Origin of the sequence: Mycobacterium palustre, assembly GCF_002101785.1 — a bacterium.
Classification (GTDB): domain Bacteria; phylum Actinomycetota; class Actinomycetes; order Mycobacteriales; family Mycobacteriaceae; genus Mycobacterium; species Mycobacterium palustre.
On record NZ_LQPJ01000107.1, the window covers coordinates 76889 to 95748 of the forward strand.

18 protein-coding genes and 1 pseudogene are annotated in these 18860 nt (G+C 64.6%); 12 read left to right on the forward strand and 7 right to left on the reverse strand.

Annotated features, from left to right (window positions below; translation table 11 throughout):
• Positions 1-2 precede the first annotated feature (2 nt).
• On the forward strand, positions 3-1601 hold the full coding sequence (locus tag AWC19_RS15720) for a phytoene desaturase family protein (protein ID WP_085078981.1): 1599 nt from the start codon (positions 3-5) through the stop codon (positions 1599-1601).
• Between the two features lie 4 nt (positions 1602-1605).
• On the opposite strand, the gene AWC19_RS15725 is transcribed toward AWC19_RS15720, so the two are convergent.
• On the reverse strand, positions 1606-2253 hold the full coding sequence (locus tag AWC19_RS15725) for a TetR/AcrR family transcriptional regulator (protein ID WP_245849025.1): 648 nt from the start codon (positions 2251-2253) through the stop codon (positions 1606-1608).
• Positions 2254-2419: 166 nt separating this feature from the next.
• Between AWC19_RS15725 and AWC19_RS15730 the strand changes: the two genes are divergently transcribed.
• The 4 genes from AWC19_RS15730 (at position 2420) to AWC19_RS15745 (ending at position 6005) form a co-directional block, all read left to right on the forward strand.
• Entirely contained in the window at positions 2420-3229 is an 810-nt protein-coding gene (locus AWC19_RS15730) for a hypothetical protein (RefSeq protein ID WP_142281218.1), read from the forward strand.
• 8 nt (positions 3230-3237) lie between these two features.
• Positions 3238-4281, forward strand: a complete 1044-nt coding sequence (locus AWC19_RS15735) for a DUF7064 domain-containing protein (protein WP_085078984.1) — start codon at positions 3238-3240, stop codon at positions 4279-4281.
• 41 nt (positions 4282-4322) lie between these two features.
• Positions 4323-5441, forward strand: a complete 1119-nt coding sequence (locus AWC19_RS15740; RefSeq protein ID WP_085078985.1) for a phosphotransferase family protein — start codon at positions 4323-4325, stop codon at positions 5439-5441.
• A 318-nt stretch (positions 5442-5759) separates the two neighbouring features.
• A complete protein-coding gene (locus tag AWC19_RS15745; RefSeq protein WP_085078986.1) occupies positions 5760-6005 on the forward strand; it encodes a hypothetical protein in 246 nt (81 codons plus the stop codon).
• A 55-nt stretch (positions 6006-6060) separates the two neighbouring features.
• Here AWC19_RS15745 and AWC19_RS15750 read toward each other — a convergent pair whose 3' ends face one another.
• The 4 genes from AWC19_RS15750 to AWC19_RS15760 form a co-directional block, all read right to left on the reverse strand.
• Entirely contained in the window at positions 6061-6786 is a 726-nt protein-coding gene (locus AWC19_RS15750) for a crotonase/enoyl-CoA hydratase family protein (RefSeq protein ID WP_245849028.1), read from the reverse strand.
• A gap of 77 nt (positions 6787-6863) precedes the next feature.
• On the reverse strand, positions 6864-7868 hold the full coding sequence (locus tag AWC19_RS30085; protein WP_211284935.1) for an acyl-CoA dehydrogenase family protein: 1005 nt from the start codon (positions 7866-7868) through the stop codon (positions 6864-6866).
• Positions 7865-9019: an acyl-CoA dehydrogenase family protein gene (locus AWC19_RS30090; RefSeq protein ID WP_211284936.1), complete on the reverse strand. Its 1155-nt coding sequence runs from the start codon at positions 9017-9019 to the stop codon at positions 7865-7867. Before AWC19_RS30090 ends, AWC19_RS30085 begins: the two co-directional genes overlap by 4 nt.
• Positions 9020-9261: 242 nt before the next feature.
• A complete protein-coding gene (locus tag AWC19_RS15760; RefSeq protein WP_158090888.1) occupies positions 9262-10830 on the reverse strand; it encodes a PEP-utilizing enzyme in 1569 nt (522 codons plus the stop codon).
• A 220-nt stretch (positions 10831-11050) separates the two neighbouring features.
• Between AWC19_RS15760 and AWC19_RS15765 the strand changes: the two genes are divergently transcribed.
• The 5 genes and pseudogenes from AWC19_RS15765 (at position 11051) to AWC19_RS30670 (ending at position 13930) form a co-directional block, all read left to right on the forward strand.
• Positions 11051-11545 (forward strand): Clp protease/crotonase-like domain-containing protein, encoded by a 495-nt coding sequence (locus AWC19_RS15765; RefSeq protein WP_085078989.1) that lies wholly within the window; start codon positions 11051-11053, stop codon positions 11543-11545.
• A 67-nt stretch (positions 11546-11612) separates the two neighbouring features.
• A complete protein-coding gene (locus AWC19_RS15770; protein ID WP_245849017.1) occupies positions 11613-12728 on the forward strand; it encodes a TIGR03857 family LLM class F420-dependent oxidoreductase in 1116 nt (371 codons plus the stop codon).
• Positions 12729-12825: 97 nt separating this feature from the next.
• Positions 12826-12957: pseudogene (locus AWC19_RS31630) on the forward strand (hypothetical protein); the annotation flags it as partial.
• Positions 12958-13025: 68 nt separating this feature from the next.
• Entirely contained in the window at positions 13026-13376 is a 351-nt protein-coding gene (locus tag AWC19_RS30665; RefSeq protein WP_245849019.1) for a bile acid:sodium symporter family protein, read from the forward strand.
• A gap of 56 nt (positions 13377-13432) precedes the next feature.
• Positions 13433-13930: a bile acid:sodium symporter family protein gene (locus AWC19_RS30670; RefSeq protein WP_245849021.1), complete on the forward strand. Its 498-nt coding sequence runs from the start codon at positions 13433-13435 to the stop codon at positions 13928-13930.
• 268 nt (positions 13931-14198) lie between these two features.
• Here AWC19_RS30670 and AWC19_RS15785 read toward each other — a convergent pair whose 3' ends face one another.
• Both AWC19_RS15785 and AWC19_RS15790 read right to left on the reverse strand, forming a co-directional pair.
• Entirely contained in the window at positions 14199-15215 is a 1017-nt protein-coding gene (locus AWC19_RS15785; RefSeq protein ID WP_085078992.1) for an LLM class flavin-dependent oxidoreductase, read from the reverse strand.
• 13 nt (positions 15216-15228) lie between these two features.
• Positions 15229-16272 (reverse strand): LLM class flavin-dependent oxidoreductase, encoded by a 1044-nt coding sequence (locus AWC19_RS15790; protein ID WP_085078993.1) that lies wholly within the window; start codon positions 16270-16272, stop codon positions 15229-15231.
• A gap of 136 nt (positions 16273-16408) precedes the next feature.
• Here AWC19_RS15790 and AWC19_RS15795 point away from each other — a divergent pair, with 136 nt between their 5' ends.
• Positions 16409-17302 (forward strand): DUF1295 domain-containing protein, encoded by an 894-nt coding sequence (locus AWC19_RS15795; RefSeq protein WP_085078994.1) that lies wholly within the window; start codon positions 16409-16411, stop codon positions 17300-17302.
• Between the two features lies 1 nt (position 17303).
• Positions 17304-18860 (forward strand): phytoene desaturase family protein, encoded by a 1557-nt coding sequence (locus tag AWC19_RS31215; protein ID WP_085078995.1) that lies wholly within the window; start codon positions 17304-17306, stop codon positions 18858-18860.

An 18860-nucleotide genomic window follows, 5' to 3' on the forward strand; every position in this document is an offset into this window, starting at 1 on the left:
GTATGACGAAAGCCGCCCTCCCCACCGAAGCCGACTACGTGGTGATCGGGGCCGGTCACAACGGCCTGACCGCCGCGTGCTACCTGGCCCGCGCCGGGTTTCGCGTGGCCGTCCTGGAGGCATCGCCCACCGTGGGCGGCATGACCTCCACCAACGCGACGCTGCCGAAGGCGCCGGGCCACTATTTCAACGAGGGCGCAATCCAGTTGACCGGGATCTTCCGGCTGTCCGGTGTTGCCGAAGAGCTCGAGTTGCACAAGTACGGCCTGCAGCAGATCTCGGTGGACCCCGCACACATCCAGTTGGCTCCCGACGGCAGCTCGTTGGCGATCTGGAAGGACGCCAGTCGCACCGCCGACGAGCTACGCCGGTTCTCGCCGAAGGACGCCCGAGCCTGGCTCGACATGTCCAACGCGCTGGCACCGATCATGGACGTGGTCGTCGCGTACATGAAGTCCCATCCGCTGCGGCCATTCAACCGTGAGATGGCCGGCTCACTGCTGGGTGCCACCCGCCATCTCAAGCGGGTGTGGGGCCTGCGGAACATGCTGACCGCGTCGCACACGGAGTTTCTCGAGGAGACATTCGAAACCGAGTTGCCCAAAGGCGCACTTGCGGCCATGGCCGCGTTTTCGCAGATGCGCCTGGATGCGACGGCCTGGGCGATGATCTATCTCGGTGTCGTACAGAAGATTTCGAACGCGATGCCGGTCGGTGGCACGGGCGCGCTACCGGCCGCATTGCAGCGCTGCCTCACCGCGCTTGGTGGCACGGTGCACACCGACAGCCGGGTGGAGCGGCTCGCCGTGTCGAGTGATCGCGTGACCGGAGTGCTCCTCGAATCCGGACAGTTCATCAGATCCCGTCATGGTGTGCTGACCACCTGCAGCCCAGTCGTCACGCTGAACGAACTGCTGCCGCCGAACACGCTGAACACCAAATTGTCGGTGCGCGCCAAAGACATTCCGATCCGCAAGACGCACGCCACGTCGCTCAAGATCAACGTCGCCCTCGAGGGCCGCGTGACGATGAAAAAACACGAGGAGTGGCGCGGAGACGGTCTGGACCTGCGCAAGTACCTCACCGCCTGGCACACCCTCGAAGAGCAGGATGCCGGCTGGAACGCTCTGGTTCGCGGCCGGTGGCCCGACCCGGTCCCGGTGAGCTGCGCCATCATCCCCACCGCGGTCGATCCCACCCAGGCCCCCGAGGGGCGCGACAACCTGTGGCTGTGGTCCGGCGTTGTCCCCGTGACGCCAGAAGAGCCGTGGGAGGACGTGCGCGACAAGATCGGCGACAACGTGTTACGCGATGCCGCACAATATTACAACGGTCTGGACAAACTCGAGATCGATCGGTCTGTGTTGGGCGGACCCGATCTCGAAGCGAGGTTCAATGCCCCGGCGGGCAACGTCTATCACGTCGACCCGCTGATCTCACGGTTCGGGCCGCTCAAGCCGGCGGCCGGACTGGCTGGCTATCGGACACCGGTCAAGGGGCTGTACCTCAGCGGTGCGGGCACCCATCCCGTCGGCGGTGTGTGCGCGCTGCCGGGCAAGCTCGCCGCCCAGACGGCCATTCGCGACCACAAGAAGGGGTGACGGGCTAGTCGACCTTCTTGCCTTGCTTCGAATCGGCCGCGCGAACGACGGCTTCCGCCTCGTGCGGGGGTAGGCCGAGTGACGCCAGCACGTGACGGGCGAATGCCTCGTGGGCGTGCGCACCGTGGCGACCAGCAAGGATCTCCCGGATCAGCGCGAACGCGCCGCCGATCACCGCGGTGAGCAGGACCTCGATATCGGCGACAACAAAACGCCCGCTTTCGATTCCACGCTCGACGGCGATGCGCGCGGGCTGGTGAACGGCGTTGCCGAACAATGCTTCCGAGTGGCCGATGTTGACGAGCAGGCGGGCGAAGTCCGGCTCGTCGTAGGCGAGCCGAATGACGCGAAGATTGGCAAGCGCCACGACCTCGGCCGGGTCGGTGTCGTCGTCGACGTTGGTGATGATCGCCGACGTCAGGTCCGACAGACTCTCGCTGATAACGGCCTCGAGGAGCTCCTCCTTGGACTGGAAGTAGTTGTAAAAGGAACCCAGGGCGACGTCGGCCTCTTCGGTGATCTCCTGAATACGCAGGCCGGCAACGCCTTTCGCGGCAATCAGCGTCCGGCCGGCGTCCAGCAACAAGCGGCGGGTGCGCAGCCGCTGACGCTCGACACGCGTCGTAGCCTTGGGCTTGGTTTCCGACGGCACATCCGAATTCTTACCGGATGAATCGGTTTTCACTCTTGAAAATCCATTCATTGGCCGTTAGTTTAGTCCTACTGGCGTTGACTGGCTCACAATTGGGGGAGCGGCGATGATCACGACGACCTTAACGACAATTCCGCAGCCGCCGGTCGATGCTGTGATGCCCAAGGTGGCTGAGACGATTTTCAACATCTTCATCTTCATTCCGCTGGGCGTCGCGCTCGCCCTGGCGTTACGCAAGCTGTTTAAGGGCGGGGGGCCGCTGCTGCTCTACTGCATCCTCGGCGGCGCCCTGGCGGCCGGCTTCGAGCCGGTCGTCGACGTACTCGGCTTGGTGTTCTTGAAGGAGCGGGGCGCGCTGGGCACCTTCACGATCCTGGATCGCACGATGCCGCTCTACATTTGCTTCGTCTACCCCTGGTACGTGGGAGGGCTGGGCTACCTGGCCTACAAGCTGTTCACACGCGGCGTCACGATGCGTGACCTGTTTCTGCTCTGGGCGACAGACTTTCTCGTCGATATCTTCTTGGAAAGCCCCGGCATCCTCGCGGGTACCTACCTGTATTACGGTCACCAGCCGTTCAACCTCTGGGGATTTCCCCTGTGGTGGGGATTCGTCAACCCGGTGATGCCGATGGTGGCCGGCGCGTTGATCTTTCACCTCCGGCCGCATCTCGACACGGCGTGGAAGCTGCCCGCCGTGATCGCGTGCATCCCGATGGCCGACGGCATCGCCAACGGCGCCACCGCGGCGCCGATGTGGGCGGCGCTCAACCAAGCCGACGTGTCCTACGTCTGGACATACCTGGCCTCCTTCGTCACACTCGGGCTGGCACTGTTCTCGGTGTGGATCATCGGGCTCTCGGTCGTCGGCCGCGGCGACCTCGCACACCCGGAGTCGGAAACGTTGTGGCAGAAGCTTAAAGCGATCTCGGCGCCGTCCCCTCGGACTTCCGCACCAAGGCCCGTCAACGTCTAGGAGCGATCATGGCCCTTCCCACACATCCCGCCGAATCCGACCTGTGGCTGCCGCTGCCGGCGGCCGGCGAGCAATGGGATCCGCATCTGATCCACACGCACTACTTCGGCTTCTGCGTTCCCGAAGCCGCCATCGGCGCGTTCCTCTACGTGCGCTACCAGCCGGCGTTCCCGCTGTCACAGGGCGGCGTCTGCATCTTCGAGGGCACCGACAACGTCGAGTACACCGACATGGCATTCCTCGATTACGAGGTCACCATGCCCTGGCCGCGCGTCCAGGGAAACACGATCACCACGGATAACGGGTTGACCATCGATTTCCTCGAGCCCGGCAAGATCGCGCAGATCACTTACCGCAGTACTGACGGGGGCACCGCCATCGACGTCGTCGCGGAGGCCGTGACGCCGCTACTGGCCCGCGGACATGTTATGCCCGGTGAGGAAGACCACCACGATATGGCACGCGAGCCTGGCGGCACCGAGCAGTTCATGCACATGACCGGCGAATTGCTGCTGGACGGCACCACGTATCCGGTCGACTGTTATGCGCCCCGCGACCGCTCCTGGCGCCAGATCCGGGTGGAACGCCGCGGTGCGGTACGGGTCCCGCCCGTCGGCTGGTCACCCATGTACTTCGGTCCCGACCTCATCTTCAACCAGATCAGTTTCGAGCCGCCGGACACCAACCCCGCCTGGGCGGGGCTGTACGACGTCGGGGACCGGCCGTCGCATCACTTCGCTTGGGTTCAGCGGGGAGCGGAAACCCGGTCGATCAAATGGGTGCGCCGCAACGTCTTCGAATATCACCCGCGCATTCATCTGCCAATCCGACAAGAGATCACCACCGAAGACGAAACCGGGGAGATCTACCGATTCCAGGGTGAGGCGATTGCGTGCGCGTCGCTGCCTGCCTGGCCCAACGCGGCATTCCACGACAGCGTGTACCGCTGGACCGATGAGCGGGGCCGAACCACTCACGCGACGTACCAGGAACTCTGGTTCGACGAATACCAGCGGATGATGAAGCGCCGGGCTTTGGCGGCCTGGCACTAACGCGCTGTCGCACGCGCATATTGGCGCAAAAGGAGCATACGATGGCCTTGCAGAACGTCATCGATACGGAGCTGGCCGCCGAGCGCCTCGCCGGCTGGCTGCAATCGAAATGGCCACGGGCGCGGGACATCACGGTGACCGACGTGCTCATTCCCGGCGCCGGCGGACTCTCCAACGAGACGGTGCTGTTCACGGCGAGCTGGGTCGACGCCGGCGGCCCGCAGACCCGGGGCATGGTCGCCCGCGTACAACCCGTCCGTCCGGGAGTGTTTCCCGAATACGACCTGAACAAAGAAGCGACCGTCATCACCGCGCTCGCCGATCACTCTGACGTTCCGGTGCCAGCGGTCTACTTCTTCGAAGACGACCCGTCCGTCTTCGGTGCGCCATTCCTGGTCATGCAGCGCATCGACGGTCGCATACCCGCTGACGACCCACCGTTCACCGCTACGGGATGGGTGTTGGACCTGACGCCGGATCAGCGACGCCAAATGTGGCACAACAGCATCGACGTTCTGGCGCAGATCCACAGCGTCGACTGGCGCGCGCTCGGGCTGGAATTCCTGGACTCACCAGGAAACCAAAGCGGCCTCGACGCTGGTCTGGCCCAATGGCGACGCACCTTCGACTGGGCGGCCGAGGGCGAACCGAATCCGACGCTCGAGGCGGCGCTGCACTGGTTGGACGAGCACCGTCCAAACCCCGATCAACCCAAAGTTCTCAATTGGGGCGATGCCCGGGTGGGCAACATCATCTTCTCCGACGACCTCGCCCCCGCGGGTGTACTCGACTGGGAGATGGTGGCACTGGCCAGCCGTGAACAAGACCTGGGCTGGTGGCTGTTCTTGATGCGCCACCACACCGAAGGCGTCGGTCTCCCCCTCCCGGCCGGTATCCCCGACCGCGAGGAAACCATCGACTACTACCAACGGGCGACCGGTCACACACTTCGCCATCTCGACTACTACGAAGTCCTGGCCGGCACCCGCCTGGCCATTCTGATGGTTCGCGCCGCGCACATGATGATCGACGCGGGACTGCTGCCGCCGGACTCCCCCATGGCACAAAGCAATCCGGCAAGCCAGCTCGTCGCGAAGCTCCTTGACTTGCCAGCGCCCGCCGGCACCACCACCAGCTTTATCGGCAATCGAGGCCATTGACACGATGCCCAGGCGACGTTTCAGCGCATTTGCGCCTACAGCGGCATCATCTGCGTGCTGCTGTCTTCGCCGGATTTGTGTCCGCCGGCTTCCTATCCCCGCTGTGCCCATCCATCTCGGCGGCGCGGGTTGCCGCGAATGGGCCGTTCGTCGTCTGGATCCCAGCACGGTGTTCGTGGCCGCACCCCTGGATGCGGAAGCCACCGCACCCGGGGTTGTGTGAGATACCTAGTCTCAATATACTGGCTGATCGGTCGGAGAACTGGGCAGCACGCGACGATTCCCACGTGCCAATTGCCGGCATCGGGAGGGGGTTTTATGCCCGTCATCAAAAGGGCCGCGCTCATCTTGCTGGGCGCCATGACGACGGGTCTGTGTCTTGCCGTACCGGCCGGCGCCGACCCGGGCTTCGACCCTTGCCGCTCCAGCGTGCCCTTCATCTGCCGGATGTTCCCGATGATGCCCGACCTCGACCATGACCTTGATCTGACGCAGAATCCCGAGACGCGGACAGCCGGGCCCGGTCAGGTCGATCAACCGGACGCGGGCCTCGGCAGTGGCTAGACCCGTCCGTTTGTGGTGGCGCATCACATCGCTGCGAGATCGTTGAGCGGACCGCCTATCGACCCTGCCATTGCGGTGCACGTTTTTCAGCGAACGCAAGGGCACCTTCCTTGGCGTCGGCCGATTCCCTGACCCGACCGGTGATTTCACGCTGCCATTCAAACGCCGAAAGGTCGGTCCAATTGCTCTGGTGCGCAAGGATTTTTTTCGTGGCCCTGACGGCCAGCGGCCCGTTGGCGGCGATCTTGGCCGCGACGTCGCGCGCCACGGCCAACGCCTGGCCCGGTTCGGTGAGCACGGCGACAAGTCCATGACGCTCCGCAACATCCGCGGTGATCGGTTCGCCGGTCAAGGCGGTCAACATCGCCAGCGAGTATGGCAGCGCTTTCGGAAGCCTGAGCAGCCCGCCCGCGGCGGCGACCAGCCCTCGCTTGACCTCCGGCAACCCGAATTTGGCGGCCGTGCTCGCTACCACGATGTCCGCGGTCAGGACCAGTTCGCAACCACCGGCGAGCGCCCAGCCCTCCACCGCCGCAATCAGAGGCTTGGTCGGCGGACTTTCGGTGAGCCCGGCAAAGCCACGCCCCGGAATGGATGGTGACTCGCCACGCAGAAACGCCTTGAGATCCATACCCGCACAGAACGTTCCGTCAGCCCCCGTCAGGATGGCCGCGGTCAGGTCGTCGCGAGACTCCAAGTCGTCGATCGCCGCGGCGATACCGGTGGCGACAGAGCTGTCGATTGCGTTTTTGGCTTGGGGGCGGTTGATGGTAATGACCATGACGCGGTCCGCCGTGTCGACCAAGACGGTGTCACTCACTGATTGCCTCCTGAGGTCTTGCGCGGGGTCGCTTCCGGCTAAGCCGAGATGCTTTCCCACAACTCGGTTTCGCCTTCTGCGCGAACCCTTGCACCGAGCCGGCGGGAGTAGGCGAATTCGGACTCGTCGGCGTCTCGCAGCGCCCACAACTTGCTTGTATATCGATGCAGACCGTACTCGGCCGTGATACCCACCGCCCCGTGCAGTTGGTGGGAGGCTCGCGCCACCAGAGTCGCGGTGGTCGCCGTGGCGATGCGGGCGGCCGATACGGCGCCGAACCGCCGCAGCTCGGGTGTGCGATCATTTGCGCACGCCGTCGTCGCCCGGTCCAGCGCCGATTGGGCGAATTTGATCCGCACCGCCATCTGGGCCAGCGTCGTCGACACCGCGGGGATCTTTATCAGCGGCGCGCCAAACTGCACGCGCTCCGTCACGTATTTGCGGGTGAGGTCGTACGCCCCCGACGCATTGCCGAGCAAGGCCGCCGACCGCGCAAGCGCCAAACGATCGGCGACCTGCGGGCTGGTGGGTCCCGCAGGTATCCGCGCGACCGAAGCACCGTCGAGCTTCACGCGTCCGCTGGGCAGCCCTGCGATGTCGCGGTCCGCTTCGACGGTGACCGAACCTCCTGCGAGCGGAACGGTCACGACCCCGGATGCGGTCACGAGCACGAGCGCACGGGCCCTGCCGGCGAACGGCACCCGAGCCACGTCGGCGGTGATGGCTTCCGAGCAGGCATCCAGGTCAGTAACGGCGATCGTGTCGAAAGTGTCGGCCTCCGGAGCGGCGTCAACGGCGTACGCCGCCGTCGAGGCCTCGACGATAGGGGTGCTCACCCCCGCGTGCGCCAGCTCCCGGACGACGACCAGCAGGTCGGCCAGCGTTCCACCCGAACCGCCCTTTTCCTCGGGCATGCCGATTCCGGCGAGACCGAGTTCGCAGACCTGGCTCCACATCGGACCAATGTCGGCGTCGACCTTGTCCCCGGCGTCTTCGGCGAGATTTCGGATGAGGTCTGTCAATTCGCGCGCGAATTCACTCATTGCCGGGTCTCGCTCTTGGTGACGATCGACAGCAGGACGTCTGAGGCGCCTCCCCTGATGGTGAATCCGGGCGCGGCCAGAAGCGCTTCCGCCAGTGGGTCATTGCGTGCGGTCGTCAGTCCCACTCGGCGAGCGAACTCGATCACGTCGTTCTCGAACTCCGTGCCGAGATACTTCAAACTCGCCGCCTCAACGACGGGCGCGCGGCCGGCGTCGAGCGCATCAGCAATTTCCCAGCATTGTCGCCGCAGCGTGGCCAGGCGGGCAACGAGCGCACCGAGTTCGACGTCGTGACTCCCGTCAGACGTCCGGCGGAGGTGATCGAGCGCTTCGACCAAAAGCGGATAGGTGCTCAGGACTCGCTCGGGGCCGCCGCGCTCAAACGACAGTTGCTCGATGACCTGACGCCAGCCGTTTCCCTCCGTCCCGAGCAGACGATTTTCTGGAATAAAGACATCGGTGAAGCTGACCTCATTGAAGTGGTGCTCCCCCGACATGTCGGTTATCGGCGATACCTCGATCCCGGGCGTGGCCATGTCGACGATGAATTCCGACAGGCCTTCGTGCTTTCGGCCCGTCGAATCCGTGCGTGCCAACAGATAGGCGTGCGTCGCGCGATGCGCGTTGCTGGTCCAGACTTTGCGGCCGGTGACCGACCAGCCCCCGTCGACCCTTTTGGCGGTGGTACGCACGGCAGCCAGGTCCGACCCCGCCTCCGGCTCGCTCATGCCCAGGCAGAAGATGTATTCGGCGCTGATGATGCCCGGCAGCAACTCCTTTTGCAGCTCATGGCTGCCGTGGCGCAGAATCGCCGGGCCGATCTGACGATCCGAGATCCAGTGGGCAGCAACCGGCGCTCCGGCACGCAACAGCTCCTCGGTGACAACCAGCCGCGACCGGGCATCCAGCCCCCTACCCCCGAATTCGACCGGCCACGTGATGCCGATCAGTCCCCGAGCGGCGAGCTCGCGGGAGAACTCGAGATCGAATGAGCGCAGCCAACAGTCGCTCCGGGGAACATAGCGGCCCGCGGATAGCCATGAGCTGGTCAGCTCACGCACTTGCCGACGCAGCGCGCCGAGACGCTCGGTCGCATCAGGATCAGCGGTAGCGCGTAGGTCGTCTGCAGCGGGAGAGGCAGTCTGCGTCATGCCCGCTGGCCCGTCTCCGAGTGGCGCACGGATGCAAGAGTATCATTTTGAGTTTGGACGTCTCAAATCGTTCATTGGCGCCCGGGCCGATGCCGGACAAACTCATGGCACCAGGCTGCTGGATTGTAGGCGGCGCCGCTGGGCTGAACGACTCGTTGGACCGCGCCGAGGAGCGGGCGCACCGGATGTCAATGGAGCTGACGGACAATCGCCGCGCTGAGGCCTCCTTTTATCCCCGTGTGTCAAACACTATTTCTTTCCGATGACGCGATCGGGTCGTGAACGATGACGCGGCCTGACGTGCCGTCAACCGTGATCCGCACGCCGTCCGGAATAGCCCGCGTGCCGTTTTTGGTGTTGATCACACAGGTGACGCCGAGTTCACGGGCGACGATCGCACCGTGGCTCATCACTCCACCGGTATCGATTACCAAGGCGTCGGCCAGCATGAATAGCGGTGTCCAGCTGGGATCCGTGGTCGGACACACCAGGACGTCGCCCTCTTCGAGATCGGCGTCGTCTGGGTCGAAGACCACCCGCGCGGTGCCCGTTACCTGGCCACCGCAGACACCGATCCCGGTAAGTTCACCGACCGCGCGCCGATTCCCGCTGACGGCCGGCGAGGCCACCGGCATGGGATCGCCGACCCAGCGGTCTGGCACCTCGAGGCTGTGAAAGTATTCGTGGTCGGCCTTGCGCTCGAGCACCAACCGGCGCAGCGCCTCCGCCGGACGACTCGGCGCATCGCTGACCAGTTCGTCGTACGTCAAGAAAAAGACATCCTCGGGGTCCGCCAGTTGACCGGTTGAGGCCAGGCGATCACCGATGATGCGCGCGGCACAGCGGGCCGCATCTACGCAGTGCAGAAAACCGGCCTTGCCGACTTCGCGGACCGGGATGTATTCAGCCGCCAAGCGCAGTACCAGCCGTGCCCGAATCTTGTTGAGGGCATTTAGGTTTGCCAGCATCTCTCGTTCCGCGGTGCGCCGCACCCGCTGCTGACGCCGCCACATCTGGTCGGGATGCAGCGCGTCACGAGACCGGTAGCGGTTGGTCAGCAGCCACAGCGGTGTCTGATCCTCGCGCCAGACGCGACTGGGCAGATTGCCCTCATTCGGGCCGTGATAGCCGTGTCGGGCAACGAATTCCGTCATCGGTAGCGCGCCGTTGGCTAAGTTCCACAGGTCGGCGATGACTTCGGTCTCATCCACGCGCCCATACCCCGTCATCAGTTCCGCGGCCCTGTCGCGACTGCCGAACCCGGCCACCGCAAGCTGCTCAACCTGTTCGCCGAGCGCCTGACCCACCAGAGACAGGGTGGTATGCATGGTGCCGATGGTGACGAAGTTCTCGGCCGCCTCCCGCAGCAGCCGCTGGGCGGCGACGACGGTCGTGGGCGGGGCTTCGACGGTACCGCGTCGCCACCAGTCGCGGATTTCTTCGCGGGCCGAGCGGATGCGCTTGCGGTGCCAGTAGGCACTTGAGACGGTACTGGCCAAGATTACCGGGTACCGCAGCTTCGCGCGCAACCGCGACGTCGCGGACTGTGTGCCCCCAACGGTGCCGCGAGGTTCGCCGAACATTTGTTGTACGACAGTATCGCCGTCTGTTCCGGGCATCCGTTGGCCGATGCGATGAAATGTGTTGAGGTTTCCCGCCGGACGCCCATAGAACGCGGCGCTGATGCGGTCATCCGGACTCTGCGGAGGAGGCACTTCGGATCGAGTGAGCACGCCGAGCGCCCCGAACCCCCGGCGCACGGCGGTTTCCATCGCAAACTGCCAGAAGGTCCAGCTCAGCGGGGTCTGCACGCCCTGAATCGCCTCGGAGAAGTTGACTCTCGACCACACTGTCTGTGCGCCGGATCGGTTGTGCACCGGACTGTTGGCTAAGACCACTTGCCACCCGCCTCCCGTCTTCACCGCGTCGAACAGAGTGTTCGCATGACTGTACATCGCGTCCGGCTGATGCGGGCGCCTCACAGGCAAGCAGTGCTTGATTAACTGCGTCCGGCGTCAGCAAGCTCGCCAGATGACCATCCGGCACGGCGACCGTCGACTGGAGCGCCGCGGTGAGGTGGCCAAGATCGGCTGGGCGGCATCGAGGCTCAACCTATTCACCCCTGAGGTCGCCGACGCGCACGACGCCGTGTTGGACGACCTTCCCACCGGGGCGCGTGCGCTGATCGTGCGGGCCGAAGGCAAGGTTCTTCTGCGCGGGTCCGGGCGCAGCAGTTCACCACCATGGACGCCGCGGCCCGGCACAAAGTTCAGCCGTCGATTGCTCGGCCTCGTTCAGCGGATCGAAGGGCTCCGGTTGCCCACGGTCGCCGTAATGCACGGATTGAAACTCAGCTCGACCGGGGCGGGGTGCTGCACCCACTTCGGACCGGGAACGCACAGATTTTCTGCTGATGCTTACGCGAGAGCGGTGTGCTGCGGCCTTGACTCCGCCGTCGAGAAGGTGGATGCGAGCCTCTACGGAACCGGGCAGTTCGGCGAGGCGACAAAATGTTTGCGGGAATAATGGGATGGCGGCCGGCTTTGTCATGGATCTGGATGCAGAGACGGTCCTCGACTAGGAGATGACCCCGTTGGCAACGAACGATTTCGAAACGACCCCGGCTCCGGTCGCCGACGACATGAGCGCCTTCATCATCGCCGGAGCGGTCACGTCTCAACAGGAGCAGTCCGGTTACGAGACCGTGTCACGCACGCCGGCACAGGGCATCCAGGACGGCGTGGACGCGGAACGCATTGGATATCGCCGGATCTGGTTGTCGGAGCGCATCGACATTAAGTGGTCCGATGTGATCCTGTCCGGTGTGGCGGCGCGGACAAGCAGGCTCGAAGTCGGCACCGGCGTCATCGATCCGACGACGCGTCACCCGTGGACCGCCGCTGCGTTCGGTGCCACGATGCAGGCCTGCTATGGCGAGCGTTTCATCATGGGGCTCGGCCGCGGCGACAACGGATACTTCCGCGGCAGCGGCATCAAGATGGCAACCTACGCCCAGATGCACGACTACGTCGACATCCTGCGCGATCTGTGGGCGGGCAAACACGTCAAATACGACGGCCCTGTGGGCGCTTTCGAGGATCTTTCGTTCGCCGAGTGCTACCACGGGTCCCCGCCGCCGATCTGGTTCGGCGGTTTCTGCGCTCCGCTCGGCGCCCGATTTGCCGCCGCGAAGTGCGACGGCGTCTTGCTGGTCCCGATGATGACGCCGGTCGCCGTCGCCGCCGCCAAGGAGCAGATCATCAAGGCTTGCCGACGAATAGGTCGAGACCCTAGTGAGATTCGGGTGGCGGCGCTGGTCGTGACGGCGCCGAATTTGGATGATTTCGAAACCCGCGCGCTAGCGCACGGACGGATGGTCACCTACCTGCAGTACCCCGGCTATGGTGAGCAGCTTTGCACCGCCAACGGCTGGGATCTCGGGCTTCTGGACAAGATTCGGAATCACAAGCGGTTCGAGAAAATCACCCAGGTCGCCGACCGCGAATTCCAGCGCCACGAAATGATGGACGTCGCCGGCGTCATTCCGGACGAGTACATGTGGGACTGCAGCGCGATCGGAACCGTCGACGAATGCGTGACGAACCTGCGGCGTTTCATCGACGCGGGTGCCGACGAAATCGTCACCTACGGTTCGACTCCAGCGCAGAACGCCGAGCTGGTGGCGGCCTGGCGTGACCGGGCGCGCTGACGGAGCCCGGACGCCCGGCCGGCACGACGCCCGGGCCGACCGGCCCTGCCGACCCAGGAACGGTTAGCGCGCGAGGCATTCGAACTCTTTCGACCAAAAGGGAGTGGCGGCGCTGACGATCAATCGCCTGGTCAAAGAGCTCGGCGTCGGCCCTATGACCATCTACGGGCACGCCCCGTCAGTGTTAACGATCGTGCACAGAGCGCGACGAAACGCCTTTCACCGCTAGGGTCTCGAGAGGGAACCAAGGACAACCGGGTCGAGACTGACCACTGCATCGCGACAGCGCGGAGGATCATGGACAACCGGTTCTTTCCACTAGTGGTCGTGGCCGTCATGCTCGCTCTCGGGCTGACCCTCACGGTCGCGGACTTCCGCCGTGCGGCCACAATGTGGCGGCCGCTGGCGGTCGCGCTCATCTGTCAGGCCGTGGTGTTACCGGTGCTGTGCTTGCTGACGGCGGAGGCTTTCCATCTTCCACCGACCATGGCGGTCGGACTAATGTTGATGGCCGCGACCCCGGGTGGCACCACGTCGAGCATCATGAGTCATCTGTTCAACGGCGACCTGGCGCTCAACCTCACGTTGACCGCGATCAACGCGGTGCTGTCGATTGCCGCGATACCGGCGATCTTGCCTTGTCGATGACATGGTTTCTCGGAAGGGGCCGCTTCATCCCGCTCCAATTCGACAGATTCCTCGGGGTGATTGGCCTTGTGCTCGTACCCACCGCGATCGGCATTGCCATCCGCCACCGACGACCCGACCTTGCACGGCGACTCCAGACGCCGGTCAAGGTGGCCGCCGCAATCCTGTTGGTATTGATCGCCACTTCGGCGATCGCGAAATCCGGGGGGACGCTGTGGCAGCACCTCGGTGTCCTCAGCGGCGCCGTCGTCAGCTTCTGCCTGGCCAGCTTGACGGTCGGCTACCTGGCGCCACGTTTGATGCGTCTTGCTCCACGCCAGGCCGTCGCTATGAGCCTGGAAATCGGTATGCACAACGGCGTGGTTGCTTTCGGCATTGCACTGAGTCCACAGCTACTAAACAACTCTGAAATGGCGATCCCGCCGGCGGTTTACGGCGTCATCGCGCCATTTGTCGCCGTGTCGCTCATCCTTGTCATTCGCCGGCTCGATCCGGCCTTCCGCGTGCCCCGCCGGTCGGTCGCCACGACCGAGGAAACCACCGAAAACCTTTGATGGCGGTCAACACCCCCGTGTTGCGGCGGCGCGGGGTGTCGGGGACGGATGGCGCGGCGCCGCGCAGGAAGTTGCGGAGATGGCTTCGGCGAATGCCCCTGTCGCGAAACGCTGGTCGGCGGCCACCGCGGTGACAAAACGGGTTCGCTCGCCGGGCCGGATCACGTATGGCCTGCCTCCTCCGCAGGATGGGGCCGACAAGCGGCCTCTCGATCGCTTGCCGGCCCGAGAGCCTTGCGACGCTCCAAAGGCATCCGTTACAGCAGCCCTACCGTTTGAACGCGTCGATGATCTGCAGGTAGCAGTCCTCGGATTCCTCGGCGGTGAACGGAGGGACGTAGGACGTGTGCAGGGCCAAGTGCGGCAGAGCCTTGTAGTTGTCCACCTTTTGGCGACATTCCTCCGGCGTTCCGGTGATGGAGAACAGCTCGACAAGCTCCTCGGGGGTCTCCTCGAAGGCCGCCAGCCCCTTCTGCATCATTGACGCGCGCAACCCGTTGACGAGGTCCTGCACACCCTCGATTTCGGCGACCACGTCGGAGACCGGGTGTGCGATGTAGAACCCGACATGCTTTTTGGCGCGCGCCAAGGCAACGTCACGATCGGGGTGCACACAGCAGATGATCTCGCAGGCCAGATCCAGCGCGTCTGGATCACGGCCTGCCGAGCGCGCGCCCTCGGTGATGTTGGGCAACACGACCTGCTCGAAAAACTTTGGTGTCCAGAGGTATCCGATCCATCCGTCGGCCTTGGCCCCGCACAACTTGAGCAGCTGCGGGCGCATCCCCGCGATCAGGATCGGTATGTCCGAGCGCACCCCGTCGCGCAGCCCCCATGGGTTGATGGGCGGGGCGGTGAACTGGTAGTAGGTGCCGTTGAACGGCTCGACCTCTTCGCCGGCGAGGTACGCCCAGGATCTGCGCAATGCCTCGACGTATTCGCTCAGGCGCTTGATGGGCCTTTGGAAGTCGGTGGAGTGAAAGGCCTGCAAGAACTCTGGAACCCCGGTGCCGAGACCGAGCTTCATGCGGCCGCCGGAGAGCTCATCGACGTCGGCCGCCGCGTTCGCCGCCTCGAACGGGGAGCGGTTGAACGCCGTCGCAAGCCCGGTGCACAACTCCGCGTTAGAGGTGGTGAGCGCCGATGTGCACAGCATTGAGAACGGGTTTCGGTATAGCTCGTACGTCCAGATCGATTCGAAGCCCGCCTCATCGGCCATCCGCGCGTAATCCGGTATGCGGGAAAGCGGCGCCGTGCGGCTGGGCATGGTGATTCCGAGTTTCAAGCCTTTACCCCTTTCAGGTTGAACTTCCGACTGTTTCGTACAGCGCGGGCATGACGGCCCGCGCGAAGCGTTCTTGGTTGGCTGCCGCGACGTCGGGAGCCAAGTTGCCGAACGCCGAGACGACGATGAGGCCACCGGCATCGGTGCGACGCACGATCTCGCGGGTCTTCTCGATGACTTCGGCGGGCGTGCCCCACGGTTGCAGCTCGGCCAGGAAGTGTGCGAACTGCTCGCGGCCGTGCTTGGCGATGGTGCGCGCGATGTTGCCGTAATACTCGTAGCCCGGTGTCGCGGCCATCGTTTCGTCGGCGAATCCGTAATGCTCGATCGTCGACCGGTAGTAAACGACGACCTGCTCGAACATCTGCGCAGCGATATCAGGGTCCTCGTGGCAAGCATTGAAGATGACCACCATCGGCTTGGGCGGATCGATACCCCGGTACCGCCGGTAGTGCTCGGTGTAGCGCTGAAGATCGCCGACCGTTTGGTCCCAAGGCTTCTGCAGGAAGATCATGATCCCGGCACCGAGGCGGGCCATCACCTCGGCGGACTCCGGCGAGATCGACGAGGCGAACACTCTCCCACGCAGCGGCGCCAACGGCGCCGGCCGCAACTGGACACCACGGATGCGCCCGGTTTCGAACGCGTCCAGCAGCTCTGCGGCGTAACGGTCGAAAATCTGCCGGGATTCGCCCATCTCGACGCCGAAGCCGTCGAACTCCTGGCGGGCCAGCCCGCGCCCCATGCCCAGAATCAGCCGTCCGCCCGAGAGATGATCGAGCACGCACGCGTGTTCGGCCAGCCGGACCGGGTCGTGCCACGGCAGCACCGATACCATCGTGCCGAGCTGCACCCGCTGCGTGCGCGCCGCAACCCACGTCAGGAACTGCAGCGGGTCCGTCGACATCGAATAATCCGCGAAGTGATGCTCGACCGCCCACACCGAATCGAAGCCTAGGAGTTCAGCACGGTCGGCGAGCGCCATCTCCGTTTGCCATACGTCGTGATCAGAACGGCCGTCGAGGTTCTGAAAGAAGTGGCCGTGCCCGATGCGCATCAGCGGGCACCAGCATCGCACGGCGGAGATAGCTGAACGACCGTAAACGTGCGGTGACGGTAGCGCATGTGGAAAACCCTAGCAGTGTTTCAAAAGTTTGTGACCGATCGTTCTCAAAATTTGTTAGGGTGGCCCCGTGAACGATCTGGTCAGTAGCTTGGGTGTTAACCCGTCGAGCGACCTCAGTGTGTTTCTGTTCTGCGTTATCTTCACCTTCACGGTGGTGACAATCCTGTGGGTGGTCGGGCTGCTGCAGGGCAACCACTCGATGATGGACGCCTGGTATGGTTTTGCCTTCGCCGTTCCGGCGTTGTTGGCGTATCTGATCGTCGGCGCACAGTCGGTCACCGCGGCGTTGCTGTTGTTCATGGTGATGCTGCACGGTGGGCGGCTGGGATGGTATCTGGCCGCGCGCTGGCGCCGGTACGTGCCCGTGCACGGCGGCGACCCGCGCTATTTGAACTTCGTCAAGGAGATGTCACCCGGCTACTGGTGGAAGAGCTTCTTCCGGGTGATGGAGCCACAGGCCGTCATCATCGTGCTGATCGGCATGCCCGCCGTGGTCGGCATTCTGAAGAACCGGACACCTCACGGCGGCATCGGCCCGCTCGCGTTCGCCGGCCTGCTGGTGTTCATGGTCGGCCTTTACTTCGAGACGGTTGCGGACGCGCAATTGCAGTCGTTCCTGGCGCTGGATCAGCGCCCGCGCTACCTGAACACCGGCGTCTGGAAGCACAGCCGCCACCCCAACTACTTCGGGACCACCACGGTCTGGTGGGGCATGTGGCTGGTGGCGGTCGCCGGCAATCCCGCCTGCTGGTGGACGGTGGTGGGCCCGATCATCAACACCATCATGCTGACGTCGGTCCTGGGTTCGGCCTTCCAGGACAACTATATGGGCGTACGGCCGGACTACCAGGAGCTGATGGCCCGCACCCGCCGATTCCTGCCGCTCCCCCTGTCGGCAGACACGATCGCACGCAACCAGACCAAGTTGGCCGAGCAGCGCGCCAAAGCAACCGCCGGCTGAAATGTACGACGCCATCGTCGTCGGCGGCGGCCACCACGGCCTGACCTGCGCCACCTACCTCGCTCGCGCCGGCAAACGCGTCGTGGTACTCGAGCGCAAGCCCTGGCTTGGTGGCATGAGTTACTCGCGCGAAACAGTCGCTGAGGCTCCAGGTTTCGTGATGAACCCATGCGCGGTTGACCTGCTCTTCACTAACTTGGAGCCGTCTATCATCAGCGAGCTCAAGCTGGAATCCTTCGGCCTGCGCCAGGCCAGCCCGGATCCGTGGGGGGCTTACCTCGGGCCAGAAGGCCAGTCGATCGGGCTGTGGCGCTCACTCGACCGCACCGTCGAGGAGATCCGGCGGTATTCGAAACGGGACGCCTCCAAGTTCGCTCAGCTCTGCGAGATGTGGTGCGACTTCTGGTACGTGGCGGCGCCTTACCTCATGGACCACCCCACCCGACCGCGGGCGAAGACCGTCGCCGAACTGGGGTGGCGCGCCGTGCGCAAGCGCCGCAATCTCGCGCCCGTCGCGCGCATGTTGGTGGCCTCCCCGCATCAGCTGATCGAGACGATGTTCGAGTCCGAAGAGGTCAAGTCGCTGCTCGCGATCTACGCCTCGGGTTCCGAAGCCCCGCTGCGGGAACCGGGATCCGGAGCGGTGCTGGGGGTGATCATGCTGCACATCGGCTGGGGCATCAAACGCCCGGTCGGCGGCATGGCCGAATTCACCAACGCCCTGGCCGCGTGCCTGCGCCACCACGGCGGCGAGACCCGCACCGACGCTGAGGTCGAAGAAATCCTGGTCCGGGATGGGCAGGCCGCGGGGGTGCGACTGGTCGACGGTGAAGTGTTGCACGCCAAGCACGTCATTGCGGCCGTCGACCCGGTAACCCTCATGTGCAAACTGGTCGACTCGGCGCATGTCTCCGAGGCGGTGCTCGACGAGGTCCGCAACATCCGCATCAACGGCTGGGGCATCAACAACTCCAAAATCGACGTCGCGCTGTCCAAGCGCCCAAAGCTGTTGTGCGACAGACCAGAGCTGTGGGGCAGCTACATGCTCATCGGGGACAGTAAAGACTACGTCGACCGAGCGCTCGACACCGCGATGCACGGCCGAATTCCCGCCGAGATCCCGATGTGGGCCCTGATGCCGTCGGCCTTCGATCGCTCGCAGGTGCCGCGGGGCAGTGAAGGCGACACGATGTATCTGTTCTGCACCGCAGTCCCGCAGAACTTCGCCGACGGCAGCGGCTGGCAGCAACACCGGCAACCGTTCGCGGCTCAGGCGATACACAAGGTCGATGAAGTGGCGCCTGGTTTCGCCGGCACGGTCATCGGCAGCTGGGTAAAGAGTCCCGACGAACTGCGAGAGATGACGCACGAGGGCAGCTACGTGGTCGCCGACATGTCGCTGAACCAGATGGGCCCCAACCGCCCGACCGCGGCGCTGGCGGGCTACCGCACACCCATCCCCTGTTTGTGGCACACCGGTGCGGGCGCGCATCCGATGGGCGGCGTGCACGGCTGGGCGGGCAGGACCACCGCTCGCACGGTCCTCAAATCGCTCTAA